The organism is Brevundimonas sp. (genome assembly GCF_046299595.1).
Classification (GTDB): domain Bacteria; phylum Pseudomonadota; class Alphaproteobacteria; order Caulobacterales; family Caulobacteraceae; genus Brevundimonas.
Window position 1 is genome coordinate 2,271,997 of record NZ_JBKBHQ010000001.1, and the last position, 24,375, is coordinate 2,296,371.

The 24,375-nt window shown below is 68.2% G+C and carries 20 protein-coding genes and 1 tRNA gene; 7 read left to right on the forward strand and 14 right to left on the reverse strand.

The window, feature by feature from the left end:
- Nucleotides 1-185 precede the first annotated feature (185 nt).
- Entirely contained in the window at nucleotides 186-1,352 is a 1,167-nt protein-coding gene (locus ACK4E3_RS11270) for an MFS transporter (protein WP_409700683.1), read from the forward strand.
- Here ACK4E3_RS11270 and ACK4E3_RS11275 read toward each other — a convergent pair.
- The 3 genes from ACK4E3_RS11275 to ACK4E3_RS11285 all read right to left on the reverse strand — a co-directional run bounded on the left by ACK4E3_RS11275 (nucleotide 1,328) and on the right by ACK4E3_RS11285 (nucleotide 5,350).
- Entirely contained in the window at nucleotides 1,328-1,969 is a 642-nt protein-coding gene (locus ACK4E3_RS11275) for a hypothetical protein (RefSeq protein WP_409700686.1), read from the reverse strand. The two genes, ACK4E3_RS11270 and ACK4E3_RS11275, sit on opposite strands and share 25 nt — an antisense overlap.
- Nucleotides 1,970-2,091: 122 nt before the next feature.
- Complete coding sequence (locus tag ACK4E3_RS11280; protein ID WP_409700689.1) at nucleotides 2,092-4,947, reverse strand: tipN; 2,856 nt, start codon at nucleotides 4,945-4,947, stop codon at nucleotides 2,092-2,094.
- A gap of 223 nt (nucleotides 4,948-5,170) precedes the next feature.
- Nucleotides 5,171-5,350, reverse strand: a complete 180-nt coding sequence (locus ACK4E3_RS11285; protein WP_409700692.1) for a hypothetical protein — start codon at nucleotides 5,348-5,350, stop codon at nucleotides 5,171-5,173.
- A gap of 277 nt (nucleotides 5,351-5,627) precedes the next feature.
- On the opposite strand from ACK4E3_RS11285, the gene ACK4E3_RS11290 reads away from it, so the two are divergent.
- Entirely contained in the window at nucleotides 5,628-7,010 is a 1,383-nt protein-coding gene (locus ACK4E3_RS11290) for a phospholipase D-like domain-containing protein (RefSeq protein ID WP_409700695.1), read from the forward strand.
- On the opposite strand, the gene ACK4E3_RS11295 is transcribed toward ACK4E3_RS11290, so the two are convergent.
- The 4 genes from ACK4E3_RS11295 to folD are packed head-to-tail and all read right to left on the reverse strand — an operon-like array spanning nucleotide 6,983 to nucleotide 10,033.
- Complete coding sequence (locus ACK4E3_RS11295; RefSeq protein ID WP_409700697.1) at nucleotides 6,983-7,738, reverse strand: endonuclease/exonuclease/phosphatase family protein; 756 nt, start codon at nucleotides 7,736-7,738, stop codon at nucleotides 6,983-6,985. The genes ACK4E3_RS11290 and ACK4E3_RS11295 overlap by 28 nt on opposite strands.
- Nucleotides 7,739-7,788: 50 nt before the next feature.
- Nucleotides 7,789-8,445: a hypothetical protein gene (locus ACK4E3_RS11300; protein WP_409700699.1), complete on the reverse strand. Its 657-nt coding sequence runs from the start codon at nucleotides 8,443-8,445 to the stop codon at nucleotides 7,789-7,791.
- Entirely contained in the window at nucleotides 8,445-9,068 is a 624-nt protein-coding gene (locus ACK4E3_RS11305; protein WP_409700702.1) for a TPM domain-containing protein, read from the reverse strand. The genes ACK4E3_RS11300 and ACK4E3_RS11305 overlap by 1 nt, the downstream gene beginning before the upstream one ends.
- Nucleotides 9,069-9,100: 32 nt before the next feature.
- Entirely contained in the window at nucleotides 9,101-10,033 is a 933-nt protein-coding gene (folD, locus tag ACK4E3_RS11310) for a bifunctional methylenetetrahydrofolate dehydrogenase/methenyltetrahydrofolate cyclohydrolase FolD (protein ID WP_409700705.1), read from the reverse strand.
- A gap of 138 nt (nucleotides 10,034-10,171) precedes the next feature.
- On the opposite strand from folD, the gene ACK4E3_RS11315 reads away from it, so the two are divergent.
- Entirely contained in the window at nucleotides 10,172-12,088 is a 1,917-nt protein-coding gene (locus ACK4E3_RS11315) for a PPC domain-containing protein (protein ID WP_409700708.1), read from the forward strand.
- A gap of 1 nt (nucleotide 12,089) precedes the next feature.
- Here ACK4E3_RS11315 and hutH read toward each other — a convergent pair whose 3' ends face one another.
- Both hutH and hutU read right to left on the reverse strand, forming a co-directional pair.
- A complete protein-coding gene (gene hutH / locus ACK4E3_RS11320) occupies nucleotides 12,090-13,628 on the reverse strand; it encodes a histidine ammonia-lyase (RefSeq protein WP_409700711.1) in 1,539 nt (512 codons plus the stop codon).
- Between the two features lie 6 nt (nucleotides 13,629-13,634).
- Nucleotides 13,635-15,323 (reverse strand): urocanate hydratase, encoded by a 1,689-nt coding sequence (hutU, locus tag ACK4E3_RS11325; protein WP_409700714.1) that lies wholly within the window; start codon nucleotides 15,321-15,323, stop codon nucleotides 13,635-13,637.
- Between the two features lie 58 nt (nucleotides 15,324-15,381).
- Between hutU and ACK4E3_RS11330 the strand changes: the two genes are divergently transcribed.
- Genes ACK4E3_RS11330 through ACK4E3_RS11340 form a run of 3 tightly spaced genes read left to right on the forward strand, consistent with a single transcriptional unit; the run spans nucleotide 15,382 to nucleotide 19,167 of the window.
- Nucleotides 15,382-16,329 carry an arginase family protein gene (locus ACK4E3_RS11330; protein WP_409700717.1) on the forward strand — a complete coding sequence of 316 codons (948 nt, stop codon included), beginning with the start codon at nucleotides 15,382-15,384 and terminating at the stop codon, nucleotides 16,327-16,329.
- Nucleotides 16,322-17,551, forward strand: coding sequence for an imidazolonepropionase (gene hutI / locus ACK4E3_RS11335; RefSeq protein WP_409700720.1), 1,230 nt, complete (start codon nucleotides 16,322-16,324; stop codon nucleotides 17,549-17,551). The genes ACK4E3_RS11330 and hutI overlap by 8 nt, the downstream gene beginning before the upstream one ends.
- Complete coding sequence (locus ACK4E3_RS11340; RefSeq protein ID WP_409700723.1) at nucleotides 17,548-19,167, forward strand: phytoene desaturase family protein; 1,620 nt, start codon at nucleotides 17,548-17,550, stop codon at nucleotides 19,165-19,167. The genes hutI and ACK4E3_RS11340 overlap by 4 nt, the downstream gene beginning before the upstream one ends.
- A gap of 8 nt (nucleotides 19,168-19,175) precedes the next feature.
- Here the strand turns inward: ACK4E3_RS11340 and ACK4E3_RS11345 are convergent, their stop codons facing one another.
- The gene (locus ACK4E3_RS11345; protein WP_409700726.1) at nucleotides 19,176-19,553 is read right to left on the reverse strand and encodes a response regulator; all 378 of its coding nucleotides are present in this window, start codon (nucleotides 19,551-19,553) and stop codon (nucleotides 19,176-19,178) included.
- Nucleotides 19,554-19,785: 232 nt separating this feature from the next.
- Between ACK4E3_RS11345 and ACK4E3_RS11350 the strand changes: the two genes are divergently transcribed.
- Nucleotides 19,786-19,860: transfer RNA gene (locus ACK4E3_RS11350), tRNA-Val, on the forward strand.
- 80 nt (nucleotides 19,861-19,940) lie between these two features.
- Here ACK4E3_RS11350 and ACK4E3_RS11355 read toward each other — a convergent pair.
- From ACK4E3_RS11355 to ACK4E3_RS11370, 4 genes are all read right to left on the reverse strand, one after another.
- Entirely contained in the window at nucleotides 19,941-20,330 is a 390-nt protein-coding gene (locus ACK4E3_RS11355; protein ID WP_409700729.1) for a hypothetical protein, read from the reverse strand.
- A gap of 70 nt (nucleotides 20,331-20,400) precedes the next feature.
- The gene (locus tag ACK4E3_RS11360) at nucleotides 20,401-20,940 is read right to left on the reverse strand and encodes a copper chaperone PCu(A)C (RefSeq protein WP_409700731.1); all 540 of its coding nucleotides are present in this window, start codon (nucleotides 20,938-20,940) and stop codon (nucleotides 20,401-20,403) included.
- A 53-nt stretch (nucleotides 20,941-20,993) separates the two neighbouring features.
- A complete protein-coding gene (locus tag ACK4E3_RS11365) occupies nucleotides 20,994-22,292 on the reverse strand; it encodes a PepSY-associated TM helix domain-containing protein (protein ID WP_409700734.1) in 1,299 nt (432 codons plus the stop codon).
- 84 nt (nucleotides 22,293-22,376) lie between these two features.
- The gene (locus ACK4E3_RS11370; RefSeq protein WP_409700737.1) at nucleotides 22,377-24,362 is read right to left on the reverse strand and encodes a TonB-dependent receptor family protein; all 1,986 of its coding nucleotides are present in this window, start codon (nucleotides 24,360-24,362) and stop codon (nucleotides 22,377-22,379) included.
- Nucleotides 24,363-24,375 lie beyond the last annotated feature (13 nt).

Genomic DNA, 24,375 nt, shown 5'->3' on the forward strand with positions numbered 1-24,375 from the left:
ACGCTTGGCAGCCTTGAGGCCAATGTCTTGACAGAGTGTGAGTGCGCGCACTCTCATGCGAACGCTGCCGTGTTCGGCCACCGATCTATGGCACGGAGGGATGGCGCACACGAGGCGATATTTGCCTCCGCCCGGGCGGATAAAGTCGCAGCCGCCGCCTCGTGCCCATGCTAGGGGGCGCGGTGATGGCGTCGAGAAACCGCACCGCTCTGAACTATGCGCTGATCTTTGCAGCGAACGGGATCAGCCTGCCGTTCGCGGGCCTGTGGTTCCAGTCGCGAGGACTGTCGGGTGCCGAGATCAGCGTGATCCTGGCCGTGCCCATGCTGGCGCGCCTGATCACCGGGCCGATGATCGCGGTGTGGGCCGACGGCTTTCGCTATCGCCGCACGCCGCTCAGCCTGCTGGCCCTGATCGCGGCGCTGGCTTACGGAGCGGCGGGTCTGGCGGACGGCTTTGCCCTGTGGCTGCCGCTCTGGCTGGTGGCGGCCAGCTGTGCGGCGGCGCTGGTGCCCTTGTCCGATGTGCTGACCCTGCGTCTGTCGGCGCGCGAGGGCTTTGCCTTCGGTGTCCCGCGCGGCGTGGGCTCGGCGGCCTTCGTGGGTGCCAATGTGGGCATGGGGGCACTGCTTGTGCAGGCCCCGCCGGATGTCATCATCCTTGGCATCGTGATCTCGACGCTGCTGGCGGCGCTCGCCGCGCGTGTGGTGCTGCCGCCCGAGCCGGTTAGCGAGACGGGGCCGACGCGAAAGCGGGACCGGTTCGCGGGTATGGGTCGGCTCGTTGCCGACCCGGTGTTCATGACGGCCATTCTGGCTGTCGGCACCATTCAGGCGACCCACGGTTTTCTCTATGCCTTCTCGGCTATCGAGTGGAAGGCGCGCGGCATATCAGAGGCCATGACCGGCCTGCTGTGGGCCTTTTCCGTGGTGGTGGAGATCGCCTTTCTGTGGGTCATCGACCCGTGGCGACGCCGGCGCGGCATCGGCCCGTGGGCTTTGCTGATGGCGGGCGGCGTTGCAGCGGTGTTTCGCTGGACGGCTCTGGCGACAATGCCGCCGCTGTGGCTGCTGTGGCCCTTGCAGGCCCTGCACGCCCTGACCTTTGCCGCCGTGTTCATTGCCGGGCTGGAACTGGTGGAGAAGCTGAGCCCGCCCCAGCACGCGACCGCAGCCCAGACGCTCGGTTCGACCCTGTCGTCAGGCGTGCTGATCGGTCTGGCCACCTTGTTGGCGGGGCCGCTGTATGACGGCTATGGCGCGCTGGGCTATGGCGCGATGAGCCTCATGGCGATGCTGGGGTTGCTGGCGGGCTGGCGCCTGCGCCCTCACGCACTTGCGCGCAGGCTCTGAAGGGGCGAGCGCCGCGTCATCACCTCGGCCACGCTGGACAGGCCTGACACCAGGCTTTCCTCTGCCAGTCCTGCACGCAGGCGCAGCAGCACGACCCCCGGCATCTCGCTCAACTCGTCCATGGCCAGCAGCACGCTGTGCAGGATCTCGGAGCTGTCGTCCTCGGGCTCGTCCTGCAAGGTGCGCGCCTCGTGATCGGTGCCTTGCAGGGCGCGCAGGATTTCCGCCGCCGGTGTGGGCGCGCGCACGATGCTGGGCGAGGTGACCGGCGCTGCGGCCTTGCTTCTCGAGCCGTTGCGGCGGCGCACGGCGCGAAGCTGCAAGGTGAAATCGGCGATGGCCCCCTCGTGGGTCAGCAGCATGAGCGCGCGAGACCCGCTCTGGCGCAGGGCGGCCATCACCGCGCCCGCGACCGCCTGGGGCTGGACATCGGGCAGGGGCAGCCACTGACCGCCCGTTGCCGTCTCGATCATGTCAGGGGAGAAAGGCTGTGCAGGTCTCGACAGGGAACACAGAAGAAGGCCGGTGCGCCGCGGGCCTTCGCCCCCCGGTTTGCCGTCGCCTGCGTCCTCACCGCCCCCGCGGCTGGCATCGTCGTCCACCGGCCTGTCCAGCATGCCCCTGCCCATGACGTTTCCGTGACACGGAACCCTGTTCAGAAGGGCGGGTGCGGGTCAAGCCCATTTGCGTAGCGGGGTGCGGAATCGCGTTGCCCAGTGTCTTCTGCCCGGCTGTGTCCTCAGGTCAGATCGCCGACGGCCGCATCCAGCAGCAGGAAGGCGCGGCCCGCGTCGCTGGCCAGCAGGTCGAGCACCTCATAGCCGCGCGGGTCCGAGCGTGCGGCGGCGCGGACCATGGCGGCATACTGGCGCACATACTGCTCGGCGTCCTCGCGCAGTTCGTCGATGCTGAGCACCCGCCGCGACAAGGAGCGCACGGCAGCAGGCGCGACGCGGCGCACGATCTGGCGGGCGCGCTCGCCCTCGAGGTCCTGAAAGGCGACGGCGGCCTCCTCGACACGCGCACGCGGCAAAAGCGCATTGGGATCGACACCCAGCCTGCGAATGGCATCGGTGAGCCGCTCGGTCAGCTGGCTCGGCGGTGCGGTCTGGCCAAGTTCAAGCGGTGCCTCCTCGCCATCGCTGCCCGGCTCGCCACCCAGATCGCTCCAGCCCAGCGCCTCGTCCAGATCGCGGCGCGTGTCGGCCCTGGCGGGATCGGCACTGCGGCGACCAAAGCCACCGCGTGCGGGCTCGCCGTCACGCAGCTTGTCGGCTTGGCCGTCCTGGCTGCCCGAGCGGGTGCCCGAGCGGGTGCCTGAGCGGCTGTCGGTGCGGCTGTCAGCGGGGGTCTCGGGCCCGGCTTCAGAGCGCGGCATTTCGGAAGCGGTCTCGTGGCGGGCCGGTCGCAGCGAAGGCTCCAGCGGGGGCAGCTCGCGTCTGCGCCCGGCCAGCGGAGAGTCGCCCGAGACCACGCCCATGAGGCGCACGGCTTCGGACAGCATGTCGTAGTTCCGCTTTACCCGGTCCTGGAAGGCGGCATCGACGGCCTGGGTTTCCTCGGCGGCCTTGCGCGAGGCTTCCGACAGCAGGCCAAGGCCCTCCTCGACGCTGGCGCGCACCGCCTCCATGCGCTCGCGCGCTTCGGCGGGCAGGCGCTCGGCCCGCTCGTCGATCTGGCGCACCGTGTCCTCGACACTGGCGAGGGTTTCGCGCAGGCGGTCCATGTGCGTGCCCAGCCGCGCGACGGCCTGCTCGCCTGCCTCGTCGACCATGCCGGCGGTGTCAGCGATGATCTGGCGAGCGGCCTTGATGCGGGCATCGGCGGCGTCCTCGGCCTGGCGCGCCGCCTCGAACAGGGCCTCGGCCAGACGATCCACGCGCGCCTGCGCCTGTTCGGTCGCCTCGCTGGACAGGGCGCGGGCCTGATCGGCGGCACCTTTCAGCGCGGCCAGCGCCGCAGCCGTTTCTTCGGCCAGGGCGTCGCGGGTCTCTGCGGCCAGGGCCTCGAAGCGGTCGAGGGATTGCTTGGTGGCGGAATCGAAGTTGTCCGCCTCGCGGTTGGACATCTCGGACAAGGCCTGGAACTGATCGACCGCAGCCTCGACCAGATCGCGCAGCGCCTGGGCACCGCTCTCGCTGATGTCGCCCATCTCGCTGGCGGCGTGGCGGGCGGCAGACAGTGCCTCGGCAAGCTGGGCGCGCTGGCTCTCGAGCTGGGCGGCGAAGTCTTCCTGCTGGCTGCGAAGGCCGTAGGCGGCGGTGACAAGGGCGGCGCGCTGCTCTCCGAGCCCTTCCTCCACCGTGCGAATCTGATCGGCCACGCCCGCGCCCGCGTTCTCCAGCCGCAGGGTCTGGCGCGACAGGTCTTCAGCGGCCAGACGTGCCGCCTCCTGGGCCTCGACGGCGGCGGCGGCCATGTCGGCGGTGCGCGACGCCATGGCCGCCTCGGCCTCGCGAAGCTGGGTCTGGGCGAGGTCGGAGGCATCCACCACCATGCGCCCGTGCTGCTCGACCGCTTCCAGCACCGTGATCGCCGACTTGTCGAGCAGGGCCGCCAGGTCGCTGAGCTTGCGGTGCTCGGCGCTGAGCTGTTCTCCGAGGCGCTGGGATGACTTCAGCGCCGTTTCGGCGGCCTCGCCAAGGCGCGCGCTCTCGCTCGACAGGCTCTCGCGCAGGGCAGTCAGATCGGTGCGCGCCTTCTCGAGGGTCAGGTGCGCCAGGTCGATGTCCTCGCGCAGGCCCTGCACGATGCCCGCCGCATCGCGTGCGGCCAGGGCCGTTGGGGCCACCAGAGCCTCGGCCAGATCACGTGCGCGCGCCGTCTCGAAGGCCAGCGCTGCGCCCTGACGGATGGAGCGGGCGAGCGCGAACAGCAGGCCCACGGGTGCAAGGGTGACCAGGGCCATCAGGGCCAGGCGCAGCGGGTCGAGATCAAAGAAGCCCGAGCCGTATTCAAAGGCGAACCAGGCCGCGATACCGCCCACCCACAGGGCGCAGGCGAGACTGGCGATCAGGTAGGCACTGCGCGCCGGCGGCTTGCGCGGCGAGGTCGGCGCGACGGGCGCGCCAGCGGTGGTGCCTGCGCTGACGGCGCGGGTCTGGGCTGTGGCCGGAGGCGTGCCTGCGCTCTCGTCCATGGGCACCATCGCCGGGGCAGGACCGGCACGGGTGCCGAAGCGCGCGCGCGTCTCGGCCGCATGAGGCGCGTCCGGCGCGGGCTTGCCCGAGGATGGCGAAGCGGTTTCGGTTTCGGGCTCACTCTCGGGCCGGGGGGCAGTGTGAGAGATGGCGACATCGCCCTGGTCGGCAGCCCTCGGCGCAGGGCCGTCGACCGCCGGGCGCAGGCCAAGACGCTGCTGGCTGCGGCGTGAGGGTGTGACCACGCGGCGCGTGCGCTGGGCCAGCGCCTCGGCCTCGGGGTCTGCGGCCCCGGCGGCAGACGTCTCGGGCTCTGGTGTGGCGGGCTCCTGGGCGGCGGGCTCTGGCTTGTCTACAGCAGGCACGTCAGAGGCAGGGGCGTTCGTCTCAGGCTCGGAGTCGCTGAGATTCAGGGGATGACGCTTGCGCACCTTGGCGCGGGTCTTGTCTCGCATACCGGGCTCACGAACATGACAGGCAACATGACGGAGGGCACGGGGCGAGTGATCGGGCTCCAGCCGGATCGCCAGTCCCCCCATGCACCTGACGCGCCAAAGACCCTAGCGGCTTGCGCCTGCCAGTGAAAGCCGCGCGCGGGGATTCAGCGCAGAGCGGGGGCGGACACGTCGTCAAAAGCTGGGGAAGAAGGCAAGGCCAAGCAGCCGGGTTGCCACGCGATCAGCAGTCCTGCGACTGAACCTCGCGGGCGCGTTGGCCGTGGCGGGCCGTCTCGCAGTCCGACACCCTCTGCACCTCGGCGGGGCGGTCAGGGGGGCTCACCGTCACGCCGAACGGCGCGAGCGCCAGGGCCGTCAGAAAGACCACGACCGCCGTGATGATGCCGATCAGCGTTTCCACCGCCGATACCCCTTGAATATGCCCCTTGCGGAGCGGTCCGACACGTCCCTTATGCGTGAAAACGCGACGCAGGACAATGTTACGCGATTGAACGATGCGTGCCACTGGCGCGTTTTGCGCTCACTCATCAGGACCGGATGACGATCACTGCGGCGCTGTCACGCAACTGCCACGCTGCGGCGCATAGTGATGATCAGGCGAGGGGCGAGGCGAATCGGTGATCAGGCCATTGTTCGAACCGGGCAGGACGTGCTGGCGCGTGGAGCGTGCCGGGCGCATGGCCATCCTCATGGAGAACGACGCCTATTTCCGTGCGCTCAGCGCCGCCATCTCCAATGCGCGCCGCTCGATTCTGGTGCTGGGCTGGCAGTTCGATCCGCGCACCCGCCTCGACCCGCAGTCGGCGTTCGATGACCATCAGGCCCAGATCGGCCATCGCCTGCGCATGATGATCAAGGATAATCCCGATCTGGAGGTGCAGCTGCTGATCTGGGGATCGCCCCTGCTGATCGCCGCCTCCCAGAGCTTCTTTCCCTATCGCGCCCAGAGGTGGTTCTCGCGCAGGCTTGCCGATTTCAGGCTTGATCGCACGCGCGTGCCCGGTGCCTGTCATCACCAGAAGGTCATTGTCATCGACGACAAGCTGGCCTTCTGCGGCGGCGGCGACGTGGCGACGGACCGCTGGGACAGCGAGGAGCATCTCGACCACGATCCGCGCCGCTGCCTGCCCGGCGGGGTGATCTGCAAGCCGCGCCACGAGGTCATGACCATGGTCGACGGGGCTGCCGCCCGCGCGCTGGGCGACCTGGTGCGACAGCGCTGGCTGCGCGCGCGCGGCGAGGCGCTGGTGCCAGTCGAAACCGATCTCGACCCCTGGCCGGAGATGGTCACGCCCGACCTTGTCAATGTTGACATGGCCATAGCGCGCACCGACGCCGAGCAGCGCGGCGCTGAAATCCGCGAGAACGAGGCGCTGTATCTGCGCATGATCGCAGACGCAAAATCATTGATATATCTGGAAAATCAGTACTTCACTTCAAGTCGCATCACAGATGCGCTGGTTGCCCGCCTGAAAGAGCCCGACGGGCCGGAGATCGTGCTGATGTCCACGGCCCTCAGCCCGAGCTGGTTCGACGGCATGACCATGGATCCGGCGCGCGGCGTGCTGATCGAGCGTCTGGAAGCGGCCGATCACCATGACCGTTTCACCGCCTGGTGCCCCCTGACCGAGGAGGGTGATGCCATCATCGTGCACTCCAAGGTCGCGATCATCGACGACCGTGTGATCCGCGTGGGCTCGACCAATCTCAACAACCGCTCGCTGGGCCTCGACACAGAATGTGATGTCGCCGTGCTGTCCGACACGCCCGAGAGCCGACAGGCCATCCGCCGCTTTCGCCATCGCACCCTGGCCCATTTCGTCGGGGTCGCGCCCGACACCTTCGCCGCCCTCGAGCTGGAAACGGGTTCGGTCAATGCCGCCATCGAGGCGCTGGGCGCGGCGCGGGTGCGCAATCTGAGTGCGGTGCCTCCCTCGCGTCTGGGGCGGGCCATTGCCGCCTGGCACCTTGGTGATCCCGTGGCGCCCTCCGATGCCTGGCGCCCCTGGAAGCGCCCGCGTGCCCTTGGTGCTCAGGGCATCGTCGAAGCCGTGTCCTGAACCTCGAAGTCGATGGCCAGCGGCAGGTGATCCGAGGCCATGCGCGCCAGAGGAGAGCGTCCGCTCTGGACCCGCAGAGGCCTGACACCCTCGTTGACGAATACATGGTCGATGCGGATCGCGGGAAAGCCCGAGGGGAAAGTCTTGATCGAGGGCTTTAGCCCCAGCGCGCGCTGGGCGTCGGTCAGGCGCTCGGTCAGGATTTGATAGGGTCGCGTTATCGAGGTGGCGTTGAAGTCGCCGGTCAGCAGGATCGGCCCGTCCGCCTCGGGATGGTTCAGCCACTGCGGCCCGCACAGGGCGCGCGCCTGAAGTCGCTGCTCGCGCGGGACCAGTCCGAAGTGGGTGTTGAACACATCCAGCGTGCGGTCCTCGGCCACGGTCACCCGCACCCACAGGGCGCCGCGAGGCTCCAGTCCGGGTATGCCCCCCACGGTGGGCAGCGCCGCCGCCCTCACCAGCCGATGGGGCAGTGCGGTCAGGATCGCATCGCCATAAAGCTCCTCCTCGACCCGCATGGCCGGATGGAACTGGAAGCTCATCTTTAGCTGTTCGGCGATGGCGTGGGCCTGATCGACGCCGCGGGTGCGTGCCCGCCCCACGTCCAGCTCCTGCAGGCACACGATGTCGGGCTCAAGCTCGGCGATGACCCCGGCCACGCGGCCGACATCGAGGCGCTTGTCCATGCCCACGCAGCGGTGGACGTTATAGGTGACGAGACGGGTCATGGCTGGATGGAGCCGTCCTGCCGATCAACTGCGACGTCAATGGGGCACGATCATTCGGCGGCAAGAATGATGGGCGCGGCCATGGAGCCGAGGGCGTCCTCCAGCGCGTCCAGCAGGGCGATGACGCCCGCTTCGGCGTTCTTGCCCGATGCCATCACAGCCGCCTCGTGGGCTGCCAGCACACTGCGCAGCGACGCCTCGCTCGAGTCTGTCCAGCGCCGGGCCAGCGCTCGATTGGGCTGCATCACCAGATCGGGCCCGAGGCTGATGACCATGGCTTCACAAGAAGTCAGCTCTGCGAGGCCCGCGATTTCGAGCTGGTGACGCGCGGCGCGCGACTGCACCATCATGCGCGCGAAGCGGGGCATGGCGCGAAAGATCTTGGCGCTGGAGCCCAGCAGCATCAGGACCGCGACGCAGGCCGCCCCGGTCAGGGACATGGCGCTGATGGTAGCCGCCTGATTGATCTGGGCGGCGCTGGCATGCTCGGCGCTCCAGCCCGCGCCGAGGCCCGGCAGCCAGCCGGCGTGAAAGCCGACGCTGATCCACAGGGCAGGCAGAAGGACGAGAGCCATCACGGCCAGACTAAGGATCAGGCGCGACCACAGATGCGGCGGCGTCTCGGCGATCAGGCGAACCTCAACGCCGGTGCGCTGGCGAAAACGCGCGCAGGCATCGGCCAGGGCGGGGGTGAAAGGGTGGGCCATCAGCGTGCTCCCAGGGCGCGAGGCTGGCGCGGGCGGCGGCGGCGCATGACAGTGGGCAGGAACACGGCAAACAGGGCCGTCAGCGAGGCGGCGACGTAGGCCGCCGGGTTCGGGCGCGCCTCGGGCACGCTGGACGGAGCGCTGTCGGCGGCCATGATCTGATCGAGGCCCGTGCGGATCGCGCGGCGCGGCGCGGCACGCACCAGAGCCGGGATCATGTGGCGGGTGATGATGGCCGTGAGCCTTTCGTCGTCGAGCCCGGTGGCGCTGCCTGCCCGGATCAGCACCTTGCGGGCCGCAGGCGCAATGAGCACAACAACCTCGCGCTCGGCCAGCGGACCTTCCAGTTCGCGCGCGGCGACGTCCGCCAGCATCTCGCCGCGCCCCGGCTCCTCGATCAGCACGCGGATGTCGAGCCCGCCATCGCGGTGGTGCTGTTCGAGCCGATCGTGGATTTCCTGATGGAAGGCCGCTTCGGTCAGGATGGTGCGCTCGACGTGGCGCATGGCTGGCGCGCGCGTCTCGGCAGCAGCCTGTGCGCCAGAGATGCCCATCAGCGACATGACCATGAAAGATAGCGCCAGCGTCGCCGCCAAGGCGCGCCTGAGGTTGTGTCCCGTCACAACCACCCCCCTGTAGTGTGCTCCCGACCGTTTCAATCGGCCAAGATGGCCTCGGGATCAAGCCCGTGGGCGCGCGCGGCGGCCGTGACGGTGTTCATGAGCAGGCAGGCGATGGTCATGGGGCCGACCCCACCGGGCACGGGCGTGATGTGTCCGGCCACGCTCAAGGCCTCATCGAAGGCCACATCGCCAACCAGCCGGGTCTTTCCTTGCGCGGCCAGTTCCGGGTCGCGGGTGGGCACGCGGTTGATGCCCACATCGATGACGCAGGCCCCCGGGCTGATCCAGTCGCCGCGTATCATCTCGGGTCTGCCTACCGCCGCCACCAGAATGTCGGCGCGGCGGCACAGTGCGGGCAGGTCACGGCTGCGCGAATGGGCTATGGTCACGGTGCAGTGGCTGGCCAGCAGCAGCTGGGCCATGGGCTTGCCGACGATATTCGAGCGCCCCACCACCACGGCCTCGAGGCCCGACAGATCGCCCAGCGTTTCCTCCAGCAGGATGCGACAGCCCAGCGGCGTGCACGGCACCATGGCCGGCAGGCCCACGCTGAGGCGCCCGGCGTTCTGCACGTGAAAGCCGTCCACGTCCTTGGCCGGGTCGATGGCCGCGATCACGGCATCGGCGTTCATGTGGGCGGGCAGGGGAAGCTGAACGAGGATGCCGTGCACGCGCGCATCGGCGTTGAGGCGCGCGATCAGCCGGAGCAGTTCGTCCTCGGGCGTGTCCGCGTCGAGGCGGATGGTGTCCGAGACCATGCCCGCCTCGCGGGTCTGCTCGCCCTTCTGGCGGACATAGACATGACTGGCCGGATCGTCGCCGACGATCACCACCGTGAGGCCGGGCACCAGATCATGCTCGCGTTTCAGCGTCTCGACCGCACGGGCCACCCGCGCCCGGATCCGCGCGGCGCTGGCGCGCCCGTCGATGATGCGGGCGGAGGGCGTTGGGGCGTCGGAATTCATCGAATCTGGCTCCGGTCGCGCGATCAGGGGCGCGCACGTAACAGCGTTTGGGAAAATGTCCGTTGTGCGTGCGCAGCGATTTACAGACCCGCGATTTGCGCGTCTATGCTGGCGCAGAACAATCGGGGGAATACGATCATGACTCGCGCCTTCAAAGCCCTTTCAGCCGGAGTCTGTGCAGCGGCACTGCTGATGGCGGGCGCTCCGGCAGCTCTGGCGATCCAGCCGATACCGGTGGTCCAGGCCGAAAGCCAGCCCGCGCCGACACGGGGCGCTCCCGTGTCTGCCGGACAGAGCGTTCAGGGCACCTTGAGCGAAGACGACGTGCCCCTGACCAATGATGATGAGTTCGAGCCGATCCCTACAGTGGTGCATCTTTTCCAGGTGCGCGCCGGTGAGCGATATTCCATTGCGCTCAACGCCGATGAGTTCGACCCCTACCTGACCCTTGTGCGGCGTCGGGGCGATCAGATCATCACCCTGCGCGAGGACGACGACAGCGGCGGCGAACTGAACAGCCTGATCACCTTCACCGCAGGCAGCAACGAGACGCTGGAGCTGTGGGTATCGAGCTTCCTCGGCTCATCGTTCGGCGATTATGAACTGGCGGTGCAGTCTCTGGGCATGGCGCCGCCCGCGCCGCGGCCCACACCCGCCCGCATCGGGCAGAGCCTCGACGGCATCCTCAGCGCAGAGGGGCCTCAGGACGAGGAAGGGAGACCTTTCAATGCCTACAGCGTGCGGCTGAACCAGGGCCAGAGCGTCCAGGTCGATCTCACTTCCGAAGACTTCGACACCTATCTGGTGATCGGCGTGATGGAAGATGGCGTATTTGTCCCGCTGCGTGAGAATGACGACTTCGGCGGTTCGCTCAACTCGCGCATCCTTCACGTCGCAAGCCAGACCGGCGATCACATCATCCGCGTTCTTGCCTTTGGCGGATCGGGGGAGGGTGCCTACAACCTCTCGGTTCGTCTGCCGCCCGAGCCCGCGCGCCCTGCGGCTCTGACCGTTGGTCGGACCGTCGACGGAGCCATCACGGCCGAGTCACTCGAAGACGCCGACATCGGCCTCTACCAGCCCTTCACGATCCGCGTCCGGGCCGGACAGCGCCTGAGCTTCATCATGCGCTCGGAAGATTTCGATACCTACCTCTATCTGGGCCAGGGGTCCGGCGGAGCGTTTGCGGAATTGGCCAGCGATGACGACGGGCTCGGCGAGGGGCTGAACTCGCTTCTGACCTACACCTTCGAGCGCGCGGGCGACTATCAGGTGCGCGCGACATCGTTCTCGGGCTTCGGGCAGGGTAATTTCACCCTCGAGGTGCGCGAGGAGCGGCCCGAACCTGCGCCGACCGCCATCCGCTTTGGCCAGAGCATCGAGGGGCGGCTGCGCGAAGGCGGCCAGACGGATGCCCGCGGTCGGCTCTACGACACCTATCGCTTCACCGGTGCCGAGGGGCAGCGCGTCGAGATCATCATGCGTTCGGGCGATTTCGATACCTATCTCGAGCTGTCGCGCGCCGAAGGCGGCTTCTCGGTGATCGCTTCGGATGATGATGGTCTGGGCGAGGGGCTCGATTCGCGCCTGCTTTTCACCCTGCCGGAAAGCGGCAGCTATCTGATCCGGGCGCGGCCCTTCGCCGCCAACGGTTCCGGCGCCTATTCTCTGGAGCTTCGTGACCGGGGTGCAGAGCCGCGCGCCGGGTCCATGCTGATTGGCGAGGTGGTGCGCGGCTCGCTCAGCGATGCGGACGAGGCGCTGTCCTCGGGGGCCTATTACGACACCTACCGCTTTCAGGCACGCGAGGGCGACAAGCTGAGGATCAGCATGATTTCCAACAGCTTCGATGCTTTTCTCGTCCTTGGCCGCGACAGCGACAGCGGCGGTTTCAGCTCAATCGCCACCGATGACGATGGCCTGTCCGATACCCACGCCGTGATCGATTACACCGTGACCACCACGGGCACCTATGTCATCCGGGCCACCAGCTATGGCCCGCGCCAGACCGGCCCTTATGTGCTGATCGTCGATCGCCAGCCGACGGGCGAGTGATCTATCCGAGCCTGATCTCGGCGGGGCAAAGGTCGGCAAGCCAGCCCACCTCGACCGCCTCGGCGGCGCTGGCGATGGCGTCGGCGAAATAGCGGTCGCGCTTCAGGGGCTCGACGCGGCTGCGGATTCGCGCCAGGGCGGCCTCGATCGGTGGCGAGGAGGCCAGCGGTCGCCAGTGCTCGATGCCCTCGCAGGCCGCCAGCGCCTCGATGCCGAGGATGTTCGCGACGTTGTCCGACATCTGCAGCAGGCGGCGCGCGCCGTGGGTCGCCATGGAGACGTGATCTTCCTGCCCTGCCGAGGTGGGCACGGTGTCCACCACCGCCGGATGGCTGAGCTGCTTGTTCTCGGACGTCAGTGCCGCGGCTGTCACCTGGGCGATCATGAAGCCGGAGTTCAGGCCGGGGTCCTGGGTCAGGAAGGCGGGCAGGCCGCTCATCTTGGGATCGATCAGAACCGCCACGCGGCGCTCGGACAGGCTGCCGATCTCCGCCAGCACCAGCGCCAGCTGGTCGGCAGCAAAGGCCACGGGCTCGGCGTGGAAGTTCCCCCCTGAAAGCACCTCGCCGGTGTCGGGGAACACCAGCGGATTGTCGGTCACGGCATTGGCCTCGATCAGCAGGGTGTGGGCGGCTGCGCGCGCCACATCAAAGGCCGCGCCCATGACCTGAGGCTGGCAGCGGAAGGAATAGGGATCCTGCACCCGCCCGCAGCCCTCGCGGTGGCTCTCGCGGATCGCGCTGTCCTCCAGCAGGGCGCGCAGGGCCGCTGCCGTGGCCATCTGGCCGGGCTGGCCGCGCAGGGCGTGGATGCGCGCATCGAAGGGCGTGTCGGAGCCTTTCAGCGCATCGGTGGACATGGCCCCTGTGACAAGGGCGGTGCGCAGCAGGCTCTCGGTGCGGATCAGCGCTGTCAGGGCCAGGGCCGTGGAGCACTGGGTGCCATTGAGCAGGGCCAGCCCTTCCTTGGCCGCAAGGGCAATGGGCGCGAGCCCGGCCTTTTCAAGCGCGACAGGGGCGGGGTGCCAGCCGTCCTGATAGAAGGCCTGGGCGCGCGGCTCTCCGATCATCACCGCGCTGAGGTGCGCCAGAGGTGCCAGATCGCCCGATGCGCCCACCGAGCCCTGCCCCGGAATGGCGGGGATCACGCCGCGGTTGAACATCTCGATCAGCAGGTCGATGGTCTGTCTACGCACGCCTGACGCCCCGCGCGAGAGCGAGGCGATCTTGAGCGCCATCAGCAGGCGCGTGGTGCCCATGTCGAGCAGGGCACCGACACCGCAGGCGTGGCTGAGCACCAGATTGGTTTGCAGGCGCTCCAGATCGTCGCGCCCGATGCGCGTGCTGGCCAGCAGGCCAAAGCCCGTGTTCACACCATAGACGCTGCGGTCATCCTCGATGATGCGCGCGATGGTGTCTGCCCCGGCGATGACGGCGGCGCGGGCTTCGGGGGCAAGCTCCAGGGTCACGGGCTGGCAGGCGATGTCGCGCAGGTCGGCAAGGCTCAGCGGCGCGCGGCCGATCATCAGGGTGCGGGACATGGGGGTTCAGTCCAGAGAGGGAAGGTTGAGACCGTGCGTGCGAGCACAGTCGCGGGCGATGTCATAGCCGGCATCGGCGTGGCGCATGACCCCGGTGGCCGGATCGTTCCACAGCACGCGCTCAAGCCGTCGCGCCGCCTCGGGCGTTCCATCGGCCACGATCACCACGCCCGAGTGCTGGGAATAGCCCATGCCCACCCCGCCGCCGTGATGCAGTGACACCCAGCTTGCGCCGGACGCGGTGTTCAGAAGCGCATTGAGCAGCGGCCAGTCCGAGACGGCATCAGAGCCATCCATCATGGCCTCGGTCTCGCGGTTGGGGCTGGCGACCGAGCCGGAATCGAGGTGATCGCGGCCGATCACCACCGGTGCCGACAGTTCGCCCGAGGCCACCATATCGTTGAACATCAGCCCGGCACGGTGCCGCTCGCCCAGACCGATCCAGCAGATGCGCGCGGGCAGGCCCTGAAAGGCGATCTTGTCGGCGGCCATTTCGAGCCAGCGTTGCAGGCCCTCGTTGTCGGGGAACAGGCGCTTCATGGCCGCGTCGGTCTTGCGGATGTCCTCGGGATCACCCGACAGGGCCGCCCAGCGGAACGGGCCGATGCCGCGACAGAACAGCGGACGGATATAGGCGGGCACGAAGCCCGGAAAGCTGAAGGCGGCCTCCAGCCCCTCGTCCTTCGCCACCTGGCGGATGTTGTTGCCATAGTCGGTGACGGGGATGCCCTGGCTCTGAAAGTCCAGCATGGCCTGCACATGAGCCCTGATCGAGGCGCGTGCGGCGCGCTCGACGCTGGCGGGGTCGCTCTCGCGCATGGTGAGCCACTGCTCGACGCTCCAGCCCGCAGGCAGATAGCCGTTGACCAGATCGTGCGCGCTGGTCTGGTCGGTGACGAAATCGGGCCGGATGCCGCGACGGACCATTTCGGGAAGGATTTCCGCCGCATTGCCGAGCAGGCCGATGGAGCGGGGCGTGCCCGCCTTCAGGCTCTCGTCCAGCAGGGCCATGGCCTCATCGGGGCTCTCGGCCATGACATCGAGATAGCGGGTCTCGAGGCGCTTTTCGATGCGCGATCTCTGGCACTCGATCGCCAGACAGGACGCGCCCGCCAGCGTCGCCGCCAGCGTCTGTGCGCCGCCCATGCCGCCCAGGCCCGCCGTCAGGATCCAGCGGCCCGACCAGTCGCCGCCGAAGTGCTGGCGCCCGGCCTCCATGAAGGTCTCGAAGGTGCCCTGGACGATGCCCTGGCTGCCGATGTAGATCCACGAGCCCGCCGTCATCTGGCCGTACATCATCAGGCCCTTGCGATCGAGTTCGCCGAAGTGATCCCAGGTCGCCCAGCGCGGCACGAGGTTCGAGTTGGCGATCAGCACGCGCGGAGCGTCCTCATGGGTGCGGAACACGCCGACCGGCTTGCCCGACTGGACCAGCAGGGTCTGGTCGGCCTCGAGCGCGCGCAGGCTCTCGACGATGCGGTCAAAGCTCTGCCAGTCGCGCGCCGCACGCCCGATCCCGCCATAGACCACGAGGTCTTCGGGGCGCTCGGCCACCTCAGGATCGAGATTGTTCATCAGCATCCGCAGGGCCGCTTCCGCTGCCCAGGTGCGCGCCGTGCGCTCCGGCCCGCGAGGGGCACGCACGACACGGGTGTTTGAGCGGGAGATTTGAGCGGGATCGGATTGAGTCGTCATGTCCGCGTCTCTACTCTGTGCGCTGCCGACACGCAAAACGAGCCGCGAAGGTTTCCATTTGAGTCCCACCGATCCTGCCCCGCCTGCGTCGTCGCCCTTGCTGCAATCGGAGGCTCTGGGCTGGCTGTCCATTGCCGACCTGCTGGGCGATCATCAGGGCGCGCCCGTGGCTCTGCTTGGCGTACCGCTGGGCGAGCGCTCGCTGACGCCGGGGCGCTGCGATCTGGGACCGGCCACCTTGCGCGGCGTGCTGGCGCGGCTTTCCACCTATGACCTCGAGACGGGGCTCAGCCTCGATGATCTGCGGGTGCATGACGCGGGCGATGTGACGCTGAAGGCGCTGTCGCCAGCCGAAGCCTTCGAGCCGGTCAGTCAGGCCGTGCAGGCGCTTTTTCCGCGCGATCTGGTGGTGATGATGGGCGGCAACAATGCCATCACCCGGCCCGGGGTTCATGCTCTGGCGGGCGAGGCCGGCGGCCTGGAGCGCGTGGGCCTGCTGACCCTCGATGCCCATTTCGACCTGCGCGATCTGGATGCGGGCCTGACCAACGGCAATCCCGTCTCGGCGCTGCTGGAGGACGGTCTGCCGGGGCGCAACATCAGCCAGATCGGCCTCGCCCCCTTTGCCAACACGCGCCGGGCGCACGAGCGGGCCATGGCGGCAGGAATAGAGGTGGTCAGCCTCGGCCAGTGCAAGGCGCAGGGGCTGGCCGAGGTGACAGCGCGTGCTCTGGCGCGCCTCAGCGGCCACTGCGACGCCATCTTCGTGGACTTCGACATCGACGTGATTGACCGGGCCGCCTTTCCCTCAGCCCCCGGCGCGCGCCCCGGCGGCGTGAGCGCAGACGCCTTCTTCGAGGCCGCCCGCCTGATCGCCGCCCACCCCAAGGTCATGGCTGTCGACCTGACCGAGTTCGATGCCTCTCTTGAGGTGGGAAATCTGGGTGCCCTGACCTTGGGGCGCTGGTTTGCCGAGATCCTTGCAGGATATGCCAGCCGTGGCTGAGTGCGCCGAGCGCCTGATCACCGGATGCCGGATTGCGTGCCTGCGGCCCGAGGAGGAAGGCTTCGGCCTGATCGAGGATGCCAGCGTCATCGTGCGCGATGGCCGCATCGCCTGGGCGGGGCCGCGCCGCGAACAGCCCGAGGACGTGCCTTCTCAGGTGGACGATCTGGGCGGGCGTCTGCTTACACCCGGCCTGATCGACTGTCACACCCATCTGGTCTTTGCTGGCAACCGGGCGGCCGAGTTCGAGCAGCGGCTGAAGGGTGCCACCTACGAGCAGATCGCGCGGGCGGGCGGCGGCATCGTCTCCAGCGTGCGCCAGGTGCGCGCGGCCAGCGAGGACGAGCTGATCGCCCAGAGCCTGCCGCGCCTGCGCGCGCTGATGGCCGAGGGCGTGACAACCGTCGAGATCAAGTCCGGCTATGGCCTTGATGAGGCGTCCGAGCTGAAGATGCTGCGCGCCGCGCGTGCACTGGGCGCGATCACGGGGGTGCGTGTGCGCACCAGCTATCTGGCGCTGCACGCCCTGCCGCCGGAGTATCGCGACGCGCGCGGTGCCTATGTCGACAGGGCCGTGGATGAATGGCTGCCGCGCGCCCACGCCGAGGGGCTGGTCGACATGGTCGATGCCTATCTTGAGCCCATCGCCTTCGATCAGGACGAGGTTTCGCGCCTGTTCGCACGGGCGCGGGCACTGGGCCTGCCGGTGCGCCTTCATGCCGATCAGCTCAGCGACGGCGGCGGGGCTGGGCTGGCCGCGCGGCATGGTGCCCTGTCGGCCGATCATGTCGAATATGCCAGCGAGGCCGGCGTGCGAGCCATGGCCGAGGCGGGGGTCGTGGCGGTGCTGCTGCCGGGAGCCTATCTGGCCCTGCGCGAAGAGACGCCTCCGCCTGTCGATCTGATGCGTCGGCACAAGGTGCCCATGGCCGTGGCCAGCGATCTCAATCCCGGAACCTCGCCATTGAATTCCCTGCTTCTGGCCGGGGCGCTCGCCTGTGCCCAGTTCCGCCTGACGCCTGAGGAGGCGCTGAAGGGCATGACCTGCGTGGCTGCGCGCGCGCTCGGCCTTGCCGGAGATGTAGGGGAGATCAGGGCGGGCCAGAGGGCCGATCTGGCCGTGTGGGATGTCAGCGATCCTGCAGAGCTGTGCTACTGGCTGGGCCGTCCGCTCTGTGCAGGCAGCTACATCGGCGGCGTGCCCGTGGCGACGCGATCATGAGCGCGCAGGGCCTCGATGCCGTCATCATAGGCGGCGGGCACAACGGGCTGGTTTGTGCATGGTATCTGGCGCGCCGGGGCCTCAAGGTGGCGGTGTTCGAGCGACGCCACCTGCTGGGCGGGGCGGCGGTGACCGAAGAGTTCGTGCCCGGCTTTCGCAACTCCACCGCCAGCTACACCGTAAGCCTGCTCAATCCGAAGATCATCGCCGACATGGATCTCGCCCGCCACGGGCTGCGGATCGTGGAGCGGCGCGTGGCCAATTTCCTGCCCACCGAAGATGGCCGGGCCTTGGTCATGGGCGGGGGCGAGACCGAGGCCAGCATCGCACAGTTCGCGCCGGGCGATGTGTCGCGTTTCGCCGACTATTCCCGCCGCCTCGAGGTCATCGCCGATCTTCTGCGCGCGCTGATCCTGACCGTTCCGCCCAACCGCACGGAGGGCACGCTTTCAGGGCTGGGCGAGCTGATCCGGGCCGCAGGCCTGGGCCACAGGCTCTCGCGCCTCGACATGGAGGCCCAGCGCGATCTTCTGACCCTGTTCACCCGCTCGGCTGGCGAGTGGCTGGACGACACCTTCGAGGCCGAGCCGCTCAAGGCCGTGCTGGGCTTTGACGCGGTGGTGGGCAATTTCGCCAGTCCCTACACGCCGGGCTCGGCCTATGTGCTGCTGCACCATGTGTTTGGCGAGGTGAACGGGCGCAAGGGGGCATGGGGCCATGCCATCGGCGGCATGGGCGCGATCACTCAGGCCATGGCCGCAGCCTGCGCCGAAGCGGGAGTGCAGCTCTTTACCGACAGCGCCGTCTGCGAGGTGCTCAGCGAAAAAGGCCGCGCCACGGGCATCGTGCTGGACGATGGCCGCACGATCCGCGCGCGCTGTGTCGTGGCCAATGTGCACCCGAAGCTGCTGTTCGATAAGCTGGTGGACCCCGCCGTGGTGCCCGAGACCTTTTCCGCCCGCATCAGACAGCACAAGTCAGGCTCGGGCACCTTCCGCATGAACGTGGCGCTCAGCGCGTTGCCCCGGTTCACGGCGCGGCCAGAGGGCACCGATCACCTGACCGCAGGCATCATCATCGCGCCGAGCCTCGCCTATATGGACCGCGCCTGGCGCGAGGCGTGGGACAATGGCTGGTCCAGCCAGCCCATCGTCGAGATGCTGATTCCCTCGACTCTCGACGACAGCCTTGCGCCCGAAGGTGCCCACGTCGCCAGCCTGTTCTGTCAGCACGTGCGCCCTGATCTGGGCAAAGATACGAACGGTATGCGCGCCGACTGGCCTGACACCCGCGAGAGGATTGCCCGGCTGATGATCGAGACCGTGGACCGCCACGCTCCCGGCTTTGCCGCCTCGGTGGTTGGCCACATGGCGCTGGGTCCGATTGATCTGGAAGAGCGCTTTGGCCTCGTTGACGGCGATATCTTCCACGGAAGGCTTTCGCTGGACCAGCTGTTCAGCGCCCGGCCCGTGCTGGGCCATGCCGATCACCGCATGGTGCTGCCGGGGCTTTATCTGTGCGGCTCAGGTGCCCATCCGGGCGGGGGCGTGACAGGCGCGCCCGGTCACAACGCCGCGGGCGTCATCCTGAAGGATTTTCGTGCCCGCAGGCTCTAGGTTGTGGTTCAGGCCCGGCTGATCCCGAGTGCGCGCAGGATCGCGCTGCGCACGCCGTCCTCGGTATAGGGCTTGTGCAGGGTCTGGCGGCCCTGCCACTTCGCGGGAAGGCCGCCCTCGCCGTAGCCGGTCGAGAACACGAAGGGTATGCCCAGCGCGTCCAGCCGCTCGGCCACCGGAAAGACCTCGCGCCCGTCAAGGTTCACGTCGAGGATGGCAGCGTCCGGGCGCTCGCCGCCGTCGAGCAGGGCCAGGGCATCGTCCACGCTGGCTGCCGGGCCGGATACGCCATAGCCTGCGTCACCCAGCATGGTTTCCAGCAGCATAGAGACCAGAGCCTCGTCTTCGACGATCAGGATGCGGCGCAGGTGTTTTGTGTCACTCATTACTCGTCGTCCCGCCCCCGACCACCCGCAGCGCCATTTCAACTGCAAGTTGTCGTCGATTGAGTTCTCGCCCGGTGAGTATATCACTTTCACGCTTCTGCAAAGCTGGCCCCGGGAAATGGCCGTGCCGGTGCCCTGTCATGCACTTCCGCCAAGGCGCAATCTGGCCCTTGCCCTCTTGGCCAAGGCGGGCTATGTCCGCGCCTCCCGCGGCGCAGAAGCGCGCGAGGACGGACGCGTAGCTCAGCGGTAGAGCACCTCGTTCACACCGAGGGGGTCACAGGTTCAATCCCTGTCGCGTCCACCATTTTTTCCCGACCATCGACCCTCTCCCTGCAACCGAGGCACTGTCCTGACGGGGTCAGATGGATGCGCGTATTGCCCGCGCTAGCGGCTGTCGTCGCTGTCCCTGTTCTGGGATGCCGCTGCGGGGCGCTGGCCGGCTTCGAGAATCGGCAGGCCGGCCTCGGTCGGCACATAGATCACATTCTGGCCGTTGCGCGAGAGCTGGTTGATCCAGAGATAGCGAAGATAGCCGTCCGGCCCGCCCAGCCCTTCGGCGATGATGCGGTTGGCTTCGGCCACGCCGCGCGCGCGCTCGATCTCGGCCTGGGCGTCGAGGCGGGCAATCTGGCGGTTCTGTTCGGCGCGTGCCAGCTCGGCACGCCCGCGCATTTCCTCGGACCAGACGCGATAGATGGGAAACAGCGCCAGCGCCGCGATCACCAGAACCACGGCGAGAATGCCGGATACCATCCCAAAGCTGCTGCGGCTCATGACCGTCTCCCTGGATCAGTGCCCATCACTCGCAGGGCAACGGCCATGGGGTCAAGCCCACGGCCATAGGCTAGTGGGTGTGCTCGTCACCGTCACCCGGACCGCTCCCGTCCGATGCGTCCGCCGTTGGTGTCTCGGGTGACATACCCGGCAGGGAGGGCTGGCGCACATTGGCGCGCAGGCTGACGGGGGCGGCGTTCTCGAAGGTGAGTGTGAGCGGCACCGTCTCGCCGTCGCCCAGCGGCGCAGCCAGGCCCAGCAGCATCAGGTGGTTGCCCCCCGCTTCCAGCCGGGCCGACTCACCGGCGGGCAGGGCAAGGCCGCCTTCGAGCGCGCGCATGGTCATCATGCCGTTCTCGGTCGCCATTTCGTGAATCTCGATACTGGCGGCCAGCGGGCTGGAGACCGAAACCAGCCGGTCGTCGCGGCTGGCTGTCAGGGTCATGTAGCAGGCCGTGATGTCGCGCCCGATCGCCGTGGGGCGGCAGGTCGCATCAACGATTTCCACCACGGCGAGCGGCTCGCTTTCATCGCTCTGGGCAGGGGGCGAGCAGGCGGTGAGGCCGAGCGGGGCTGCGAGGCAGCTGACGAGGAGGAGGCGCTTGATCATGGCAGGAGGCGTGCTCGGTATGGATGCTGACGTCATGGAGTATGCGTGGGCCTTCATATGGGTCGCGCCCTGGCGGCTAGCCAGAGGCGCTCGATCGCCAGCATGACCAGAAATGACAGCCCTGTCAGCGGGTAGAGCACCAGCAGGGGTGCGGTGAGCAGCCAGAACGTCCGCGGAATGCGCGCATCGCCGGGCGGCGGCTGAAGGCGCCCGCGGCCCCGGCGCAGTACCGAGATGATGCCGCTGGCTGCGAGAGCGATCAGGCCGAGACAGCCGATCAGCATGATGATGCGGTTGATCTCGCCATACTGGGTGCCCTGATGCACGGCGATGCCCCATTCCACGGCCCGCGCGCCGGGGCCGAAGTCGCCGTAGCCGATGTCCGAGACGATGCGTGCGCTGGCCGGATCGAGGTGCAGGATGCGCGTCGTCTCGACCTGACGGCCTGTGTGACTGGCGCGGATGGCCTCGCCGGGGCGCGGGGCGAGGCTGAGTGTCCAGGGCCGGGGCAGGGCGGCGCCCTCCACCTCGGCGATCACCTGGCCGAGGCTCGCAGTGTGCGGGGCGTGACTGGTCATGGCCGTGCCCTGAACTGTCCAGGGCTCGGCATGGTCATGGCCCTGATGCTCGCCCGTCGAGACGAGGCCCTGCACGGCGGGGCGGCCCCAGTCCATGTGATTGATCACCTGACGCAGCCCATCGCCCCAGATGATCGACCAGGGCATTCCCGTAACGGCCAGAAAGGCGATGACGATGCCGACAAAGGCCCCGGTCACGGCATGGACATCGCGCCAGAAGATGCGCTGGCGCGTGGTGCCTCGCACCGTGACGATGCCGCCTTCCTGTCCCTTGCGGGGCCACCAAAGGAAGATGCCGGTGACCACCAGAACGATGGCCCAGCCCGCCACCACCTCGATCAGGGCGTTGGCGAAGGGGCCAAGAATGCTGAGGCTGTGCAGATCGCGCACCGTGGCCATGACGCCGCCATGGGCCATGGCACCCTGATACTGGGCCGTGGCGGGATCGACGAAGGCCGTCAGGCGGCCGTCCGGGTGCTCTATGGTTATGCGGACGGCCCGTGCGGGGTCTGCGGGCATGATGAACTGGCTGGCGCGCCCGCCCGTGCCCACCTCTGCGGCGCGGACCCACCGCTCGGGCGCCAGCGGCTCGGTGATCTGAGCGCTGGCCGGAGCCGATGCCCTGTCCATGCGCCCGGCGCTGATGGCATCGATCTCGTCGGCGAACAGATAGATCATTCCGGTGACCGCCAGCAGCACCAGAAAGGGCAGGGTGATCACTCCGGCATAAAAGTGCCAGCGCCATACCCCGTTGCGTGTCGGTGTCTGTCTCATCTCAGCGCCTCACGCGAAGACCGACGAACAGGCTGCGCCCCTCGCCGGGAGTGAAAACTGCGGTCGAGGCGATGCGGGCATCGGTTATGGCAGAAAACTCGGGCGTATAGCGCCTGTCCCCCAGATTGCGCGCTTCGGCGAATACCTCGATGCCGTTGCCCAGCTCGCGCCTGCGGTCAGGCCCAGAACCTCATAGCCGGGTGCCTTGAGGGTATTGGCATAGTCGACCCAGACATCGCTGATGCGCCACTCCACCGAGGGGCTGAGAAACACGCCGCTGGCATGACGCCATGTCAGCTCGGCGCGATACTGATGCTCGGGCACGACCGGCAGGCGGTTGCCCTGCCACAGCGTGTCGCGACGAAAGCGGAAATCGCTCCAGTTCCAGGTCTGGCGCAGGCTGGTCGTGCCGCCGAACATTTCGCCCAGGTCCAGCTCCAGCCCGGCCTCGATGCCCTGATGCAGGGTCCGGTCGGCGTTGAAGGTCGCGGCGGGAATGTCCGGTCCGGTGATGAAGTTCAGGATCTCGCCGTCGATGTGGCTGCGATAGAATGCGATGTCCCAGCCGATACGGCCCCGGCGTCCTCGCGAGCCGATCTCGAAGGTCACGGCGTCCTGCGCCTCGATGGGCACGAAGCCTGTCAGGGGAGCTTGTACAAGCGCGCCATAGTGGGGCGGCTCGACCGAGCGCGAGATGTTGGCAAAGACCTGCGCGCCGTCAGGTGCTTCCCACATCACGCCCACGCGCGGTGCGAACCAGCGATAGGTGATGTCATCGTCATTGGCCGGGTTGAGGCGGTCGGCGTAGTCACGCGTGGCATGGCCCAGCGAGCCGCCTGCGACCAGGGCCAGGGCAGGGGTCACGAACAGGCGGCCCTCGGCGAACAGGTCGGTGGCGCTGGCGCGTTGCTGGCCGTTCGCGGTCAGGGCACCGGGGCTGCCCGCCAGATTGACGAAGCGCAGGGCATCCACGCGCCCGTCGCGGTGCGAGATGCCATAGAACAGCTCTGCGCGCCGCCCCATGAAGCTGCCGGTCCAGTCGGCGCGGGCGAACAGGCCGGCAGTGCGGCTGTCCTGATCGATCACCTGAAAGACCGGGTGCCACAGGTCTTTGCGCCAGCCCCAGACGGCGGCATCGACCACGGTGTTTTCGCTGATCCGCCAGCGGGTCTGGAGCGAGACGCGCAGCAGTTCGATGTCGCGCGCGTGGCGACCGGCGACCGATCCGGGATTGGCCATGCGCGGGCTGTTTCGCACCTGATCGAGGGTGAGGTTGCCGGGAATGTCCTGCCGCACGTCCGCGCCCTGCACGATCAGGCGGATTTCCCGATCCTGGCCGAGGCTGTAGCCGAGGTTGAGGTGGCCGCGCGCCTGTGACTGGCGGGCGTTGTCGCGCCAGCCATCGGAGATCATGCCGCTGACGCCGAAATAGCCATCCCGGTTGCCCTGACCCCCCGCCACGGAGGCCGCCAAGCGTCGCGTGTCCCACGAGCCCGCCTCCAGCCGCAGCATGGCGGGGCTGGTGGCGGTGTGACCGGTAGGCGTTACCAGATTGATCGCGCCGCCAAGCTGGGCCCCGCCAAAACGCAAGGTGTTGGCGCCCTTCCAGACCTCGATGTAGCGCGCGCCGAGCGCATCTATGCCCTGAAAGTCGGAAAAGCCGTCCGCGTCGGCGTAGGGAACACCGTCCTGGGCGAACAGCACGCCGCGCTGGTGAAAGCCTTGGCCGATGCCGGAGCCGCGGATCGACAGGCGCCCCTCCTCGCCATATCGGCGCTGGGCATGGACGCCGGGCACGTTCCTCAGGGTGTCGGCGAAGTGGGTGGCAAAGCGGCGCTCATAGGTCTCGGAGGCGACCACGGCGACCGCACCGGGTGTGCGTGCCAGAAGGGCCCGCGCGTCCTGAACCACCTGCGGGTCATCGGGGTTGGGACGGGCCGTCACGATCAGGGTTTCGACGACGGTGACGCCGGGTTCTTCGCCTTCAAGGGCGAGTGCGGGCAGGGCGAACAGGCTGGCGGCAAGGCCAAGGCTCAGCGCAGAGGCCTGCGCCGTGAGACGATAGGACATGGGAGTTTCCTGA

Bases quoted from the DNA above. Each gene is read 5' to 3' on its own strand.
- ACK4E3_RS11275 (WP_409700686.1), bottom strand. From the start codon at position 1,969: ATGCTGGACAGGCCGGTGGACGACGATGCCAGCCGCGGGGGCGGTGAG.
- ACK4E3_RS11295 (WP_409700697.1), bottom strand. From the start codon at position 7,738: ATGACCCGTCTCGTCACCTATAACGTCCACCGCTGCGTGGGCATGGAC.
- ACK4E3_RS11355 (WP_409700729.1), bottom strand. From the start codon at position 20,330: ATGAGCCGCAGCAGCTTTGGGATGGTATCCGGCATTCTCGCCGTGGTT.
- ACK4E3_RS11300 (WP_409700699.1), bottom strand. From the start codon at position 8,445: ATGGCCCACCCTTTCACCCCCGCCCTGGCCGATGCCTGCGCGCGTTTT.
- ACK4E3_RS11370 (WP_409700737.1), bottom strand. From the start codon at position 24,362: ATGTCCTATCGTCTCACGGCGCAGGCCTCTGCGCTGAGCCTTGGCCTT.
- folD (WP_409700705.1), bottom strand. From the start codon at position 10,033: ATGAATTCCGACGCCCCAACGCCCTCCGCCCGCATCATCGACGGGCGC.
- ACK4E3_RS11290 (WP_409700695.1), top strand. From the start codon at position 5,628: ATGGCCATCCTCATGGAGAACGACGCCTATTTCCGTGCGCTCAGCGCC.
- ACK4E3_RS11315 (WP_409700708.1), top strand. From the start codon at position 10,172: ATGACTCGCGCCTTCAAAGCCCTTTCAGCCGGAGTCTGTGCAGCGGCA.
- hutU (WP_409700714.1), bottom strand. From the start codon at position 15,323: ATGACGACTCAATCCGATCCCGCTCAAATCTCCCGCTCAAACACCCGT.
- hutH (WP_409700711.1), bottom strand. From the start codon at position 13,628: ATGTCCCGCACCCTGATGATCGGCCGCGCGCCGCTGAGCCTTGCCGAC.
- ACK4E3_RS11270 (WP_409700683.1), top strand. From the start codon at position 186: ATGGCGTCGAGAAACCGCACCGCTCTGAACTATGCGCTGATCTTTGCA.
- ACK4E3_RS11280 (WP_409700689.1), bottom strand. From the start codon at position 4,947: ATGCGAGACAAGACCCGCGCCAAGGTGCGCAAGCGTCATCCCCTGAAT.
- ACK4E3_RS11365 (WP_409700734.1), bottom strand. From the start codon at position 22,292: ATGAGACAGACACCGACACGCAACGGGGTATGGCGCTGGCACTTTTAT.
- ACK4E3_RS11340 (WP_409700723.1), top strand. From the start codon at position 17,548: ATGAGCGCGCAGGGCCTCGATGCCGTCATCATAGGCGGCGGGCACAAC.
- ACK4E3_RS11360 (WP_409700731.1), bottom strand. From the start codon at position 20,940: ATGATCAAGCGCCTCCTCCTCGTCAGCTGCCTCGCAGCCCCGCTCGGC.
- ACK4E3_RS11345 (WP_409700726.1), bottom strand. From the start codon at position 19,553: ATGAGTGACACAAAACACCTGCGCCGCATCCTGATCGTCGAAGACGAG.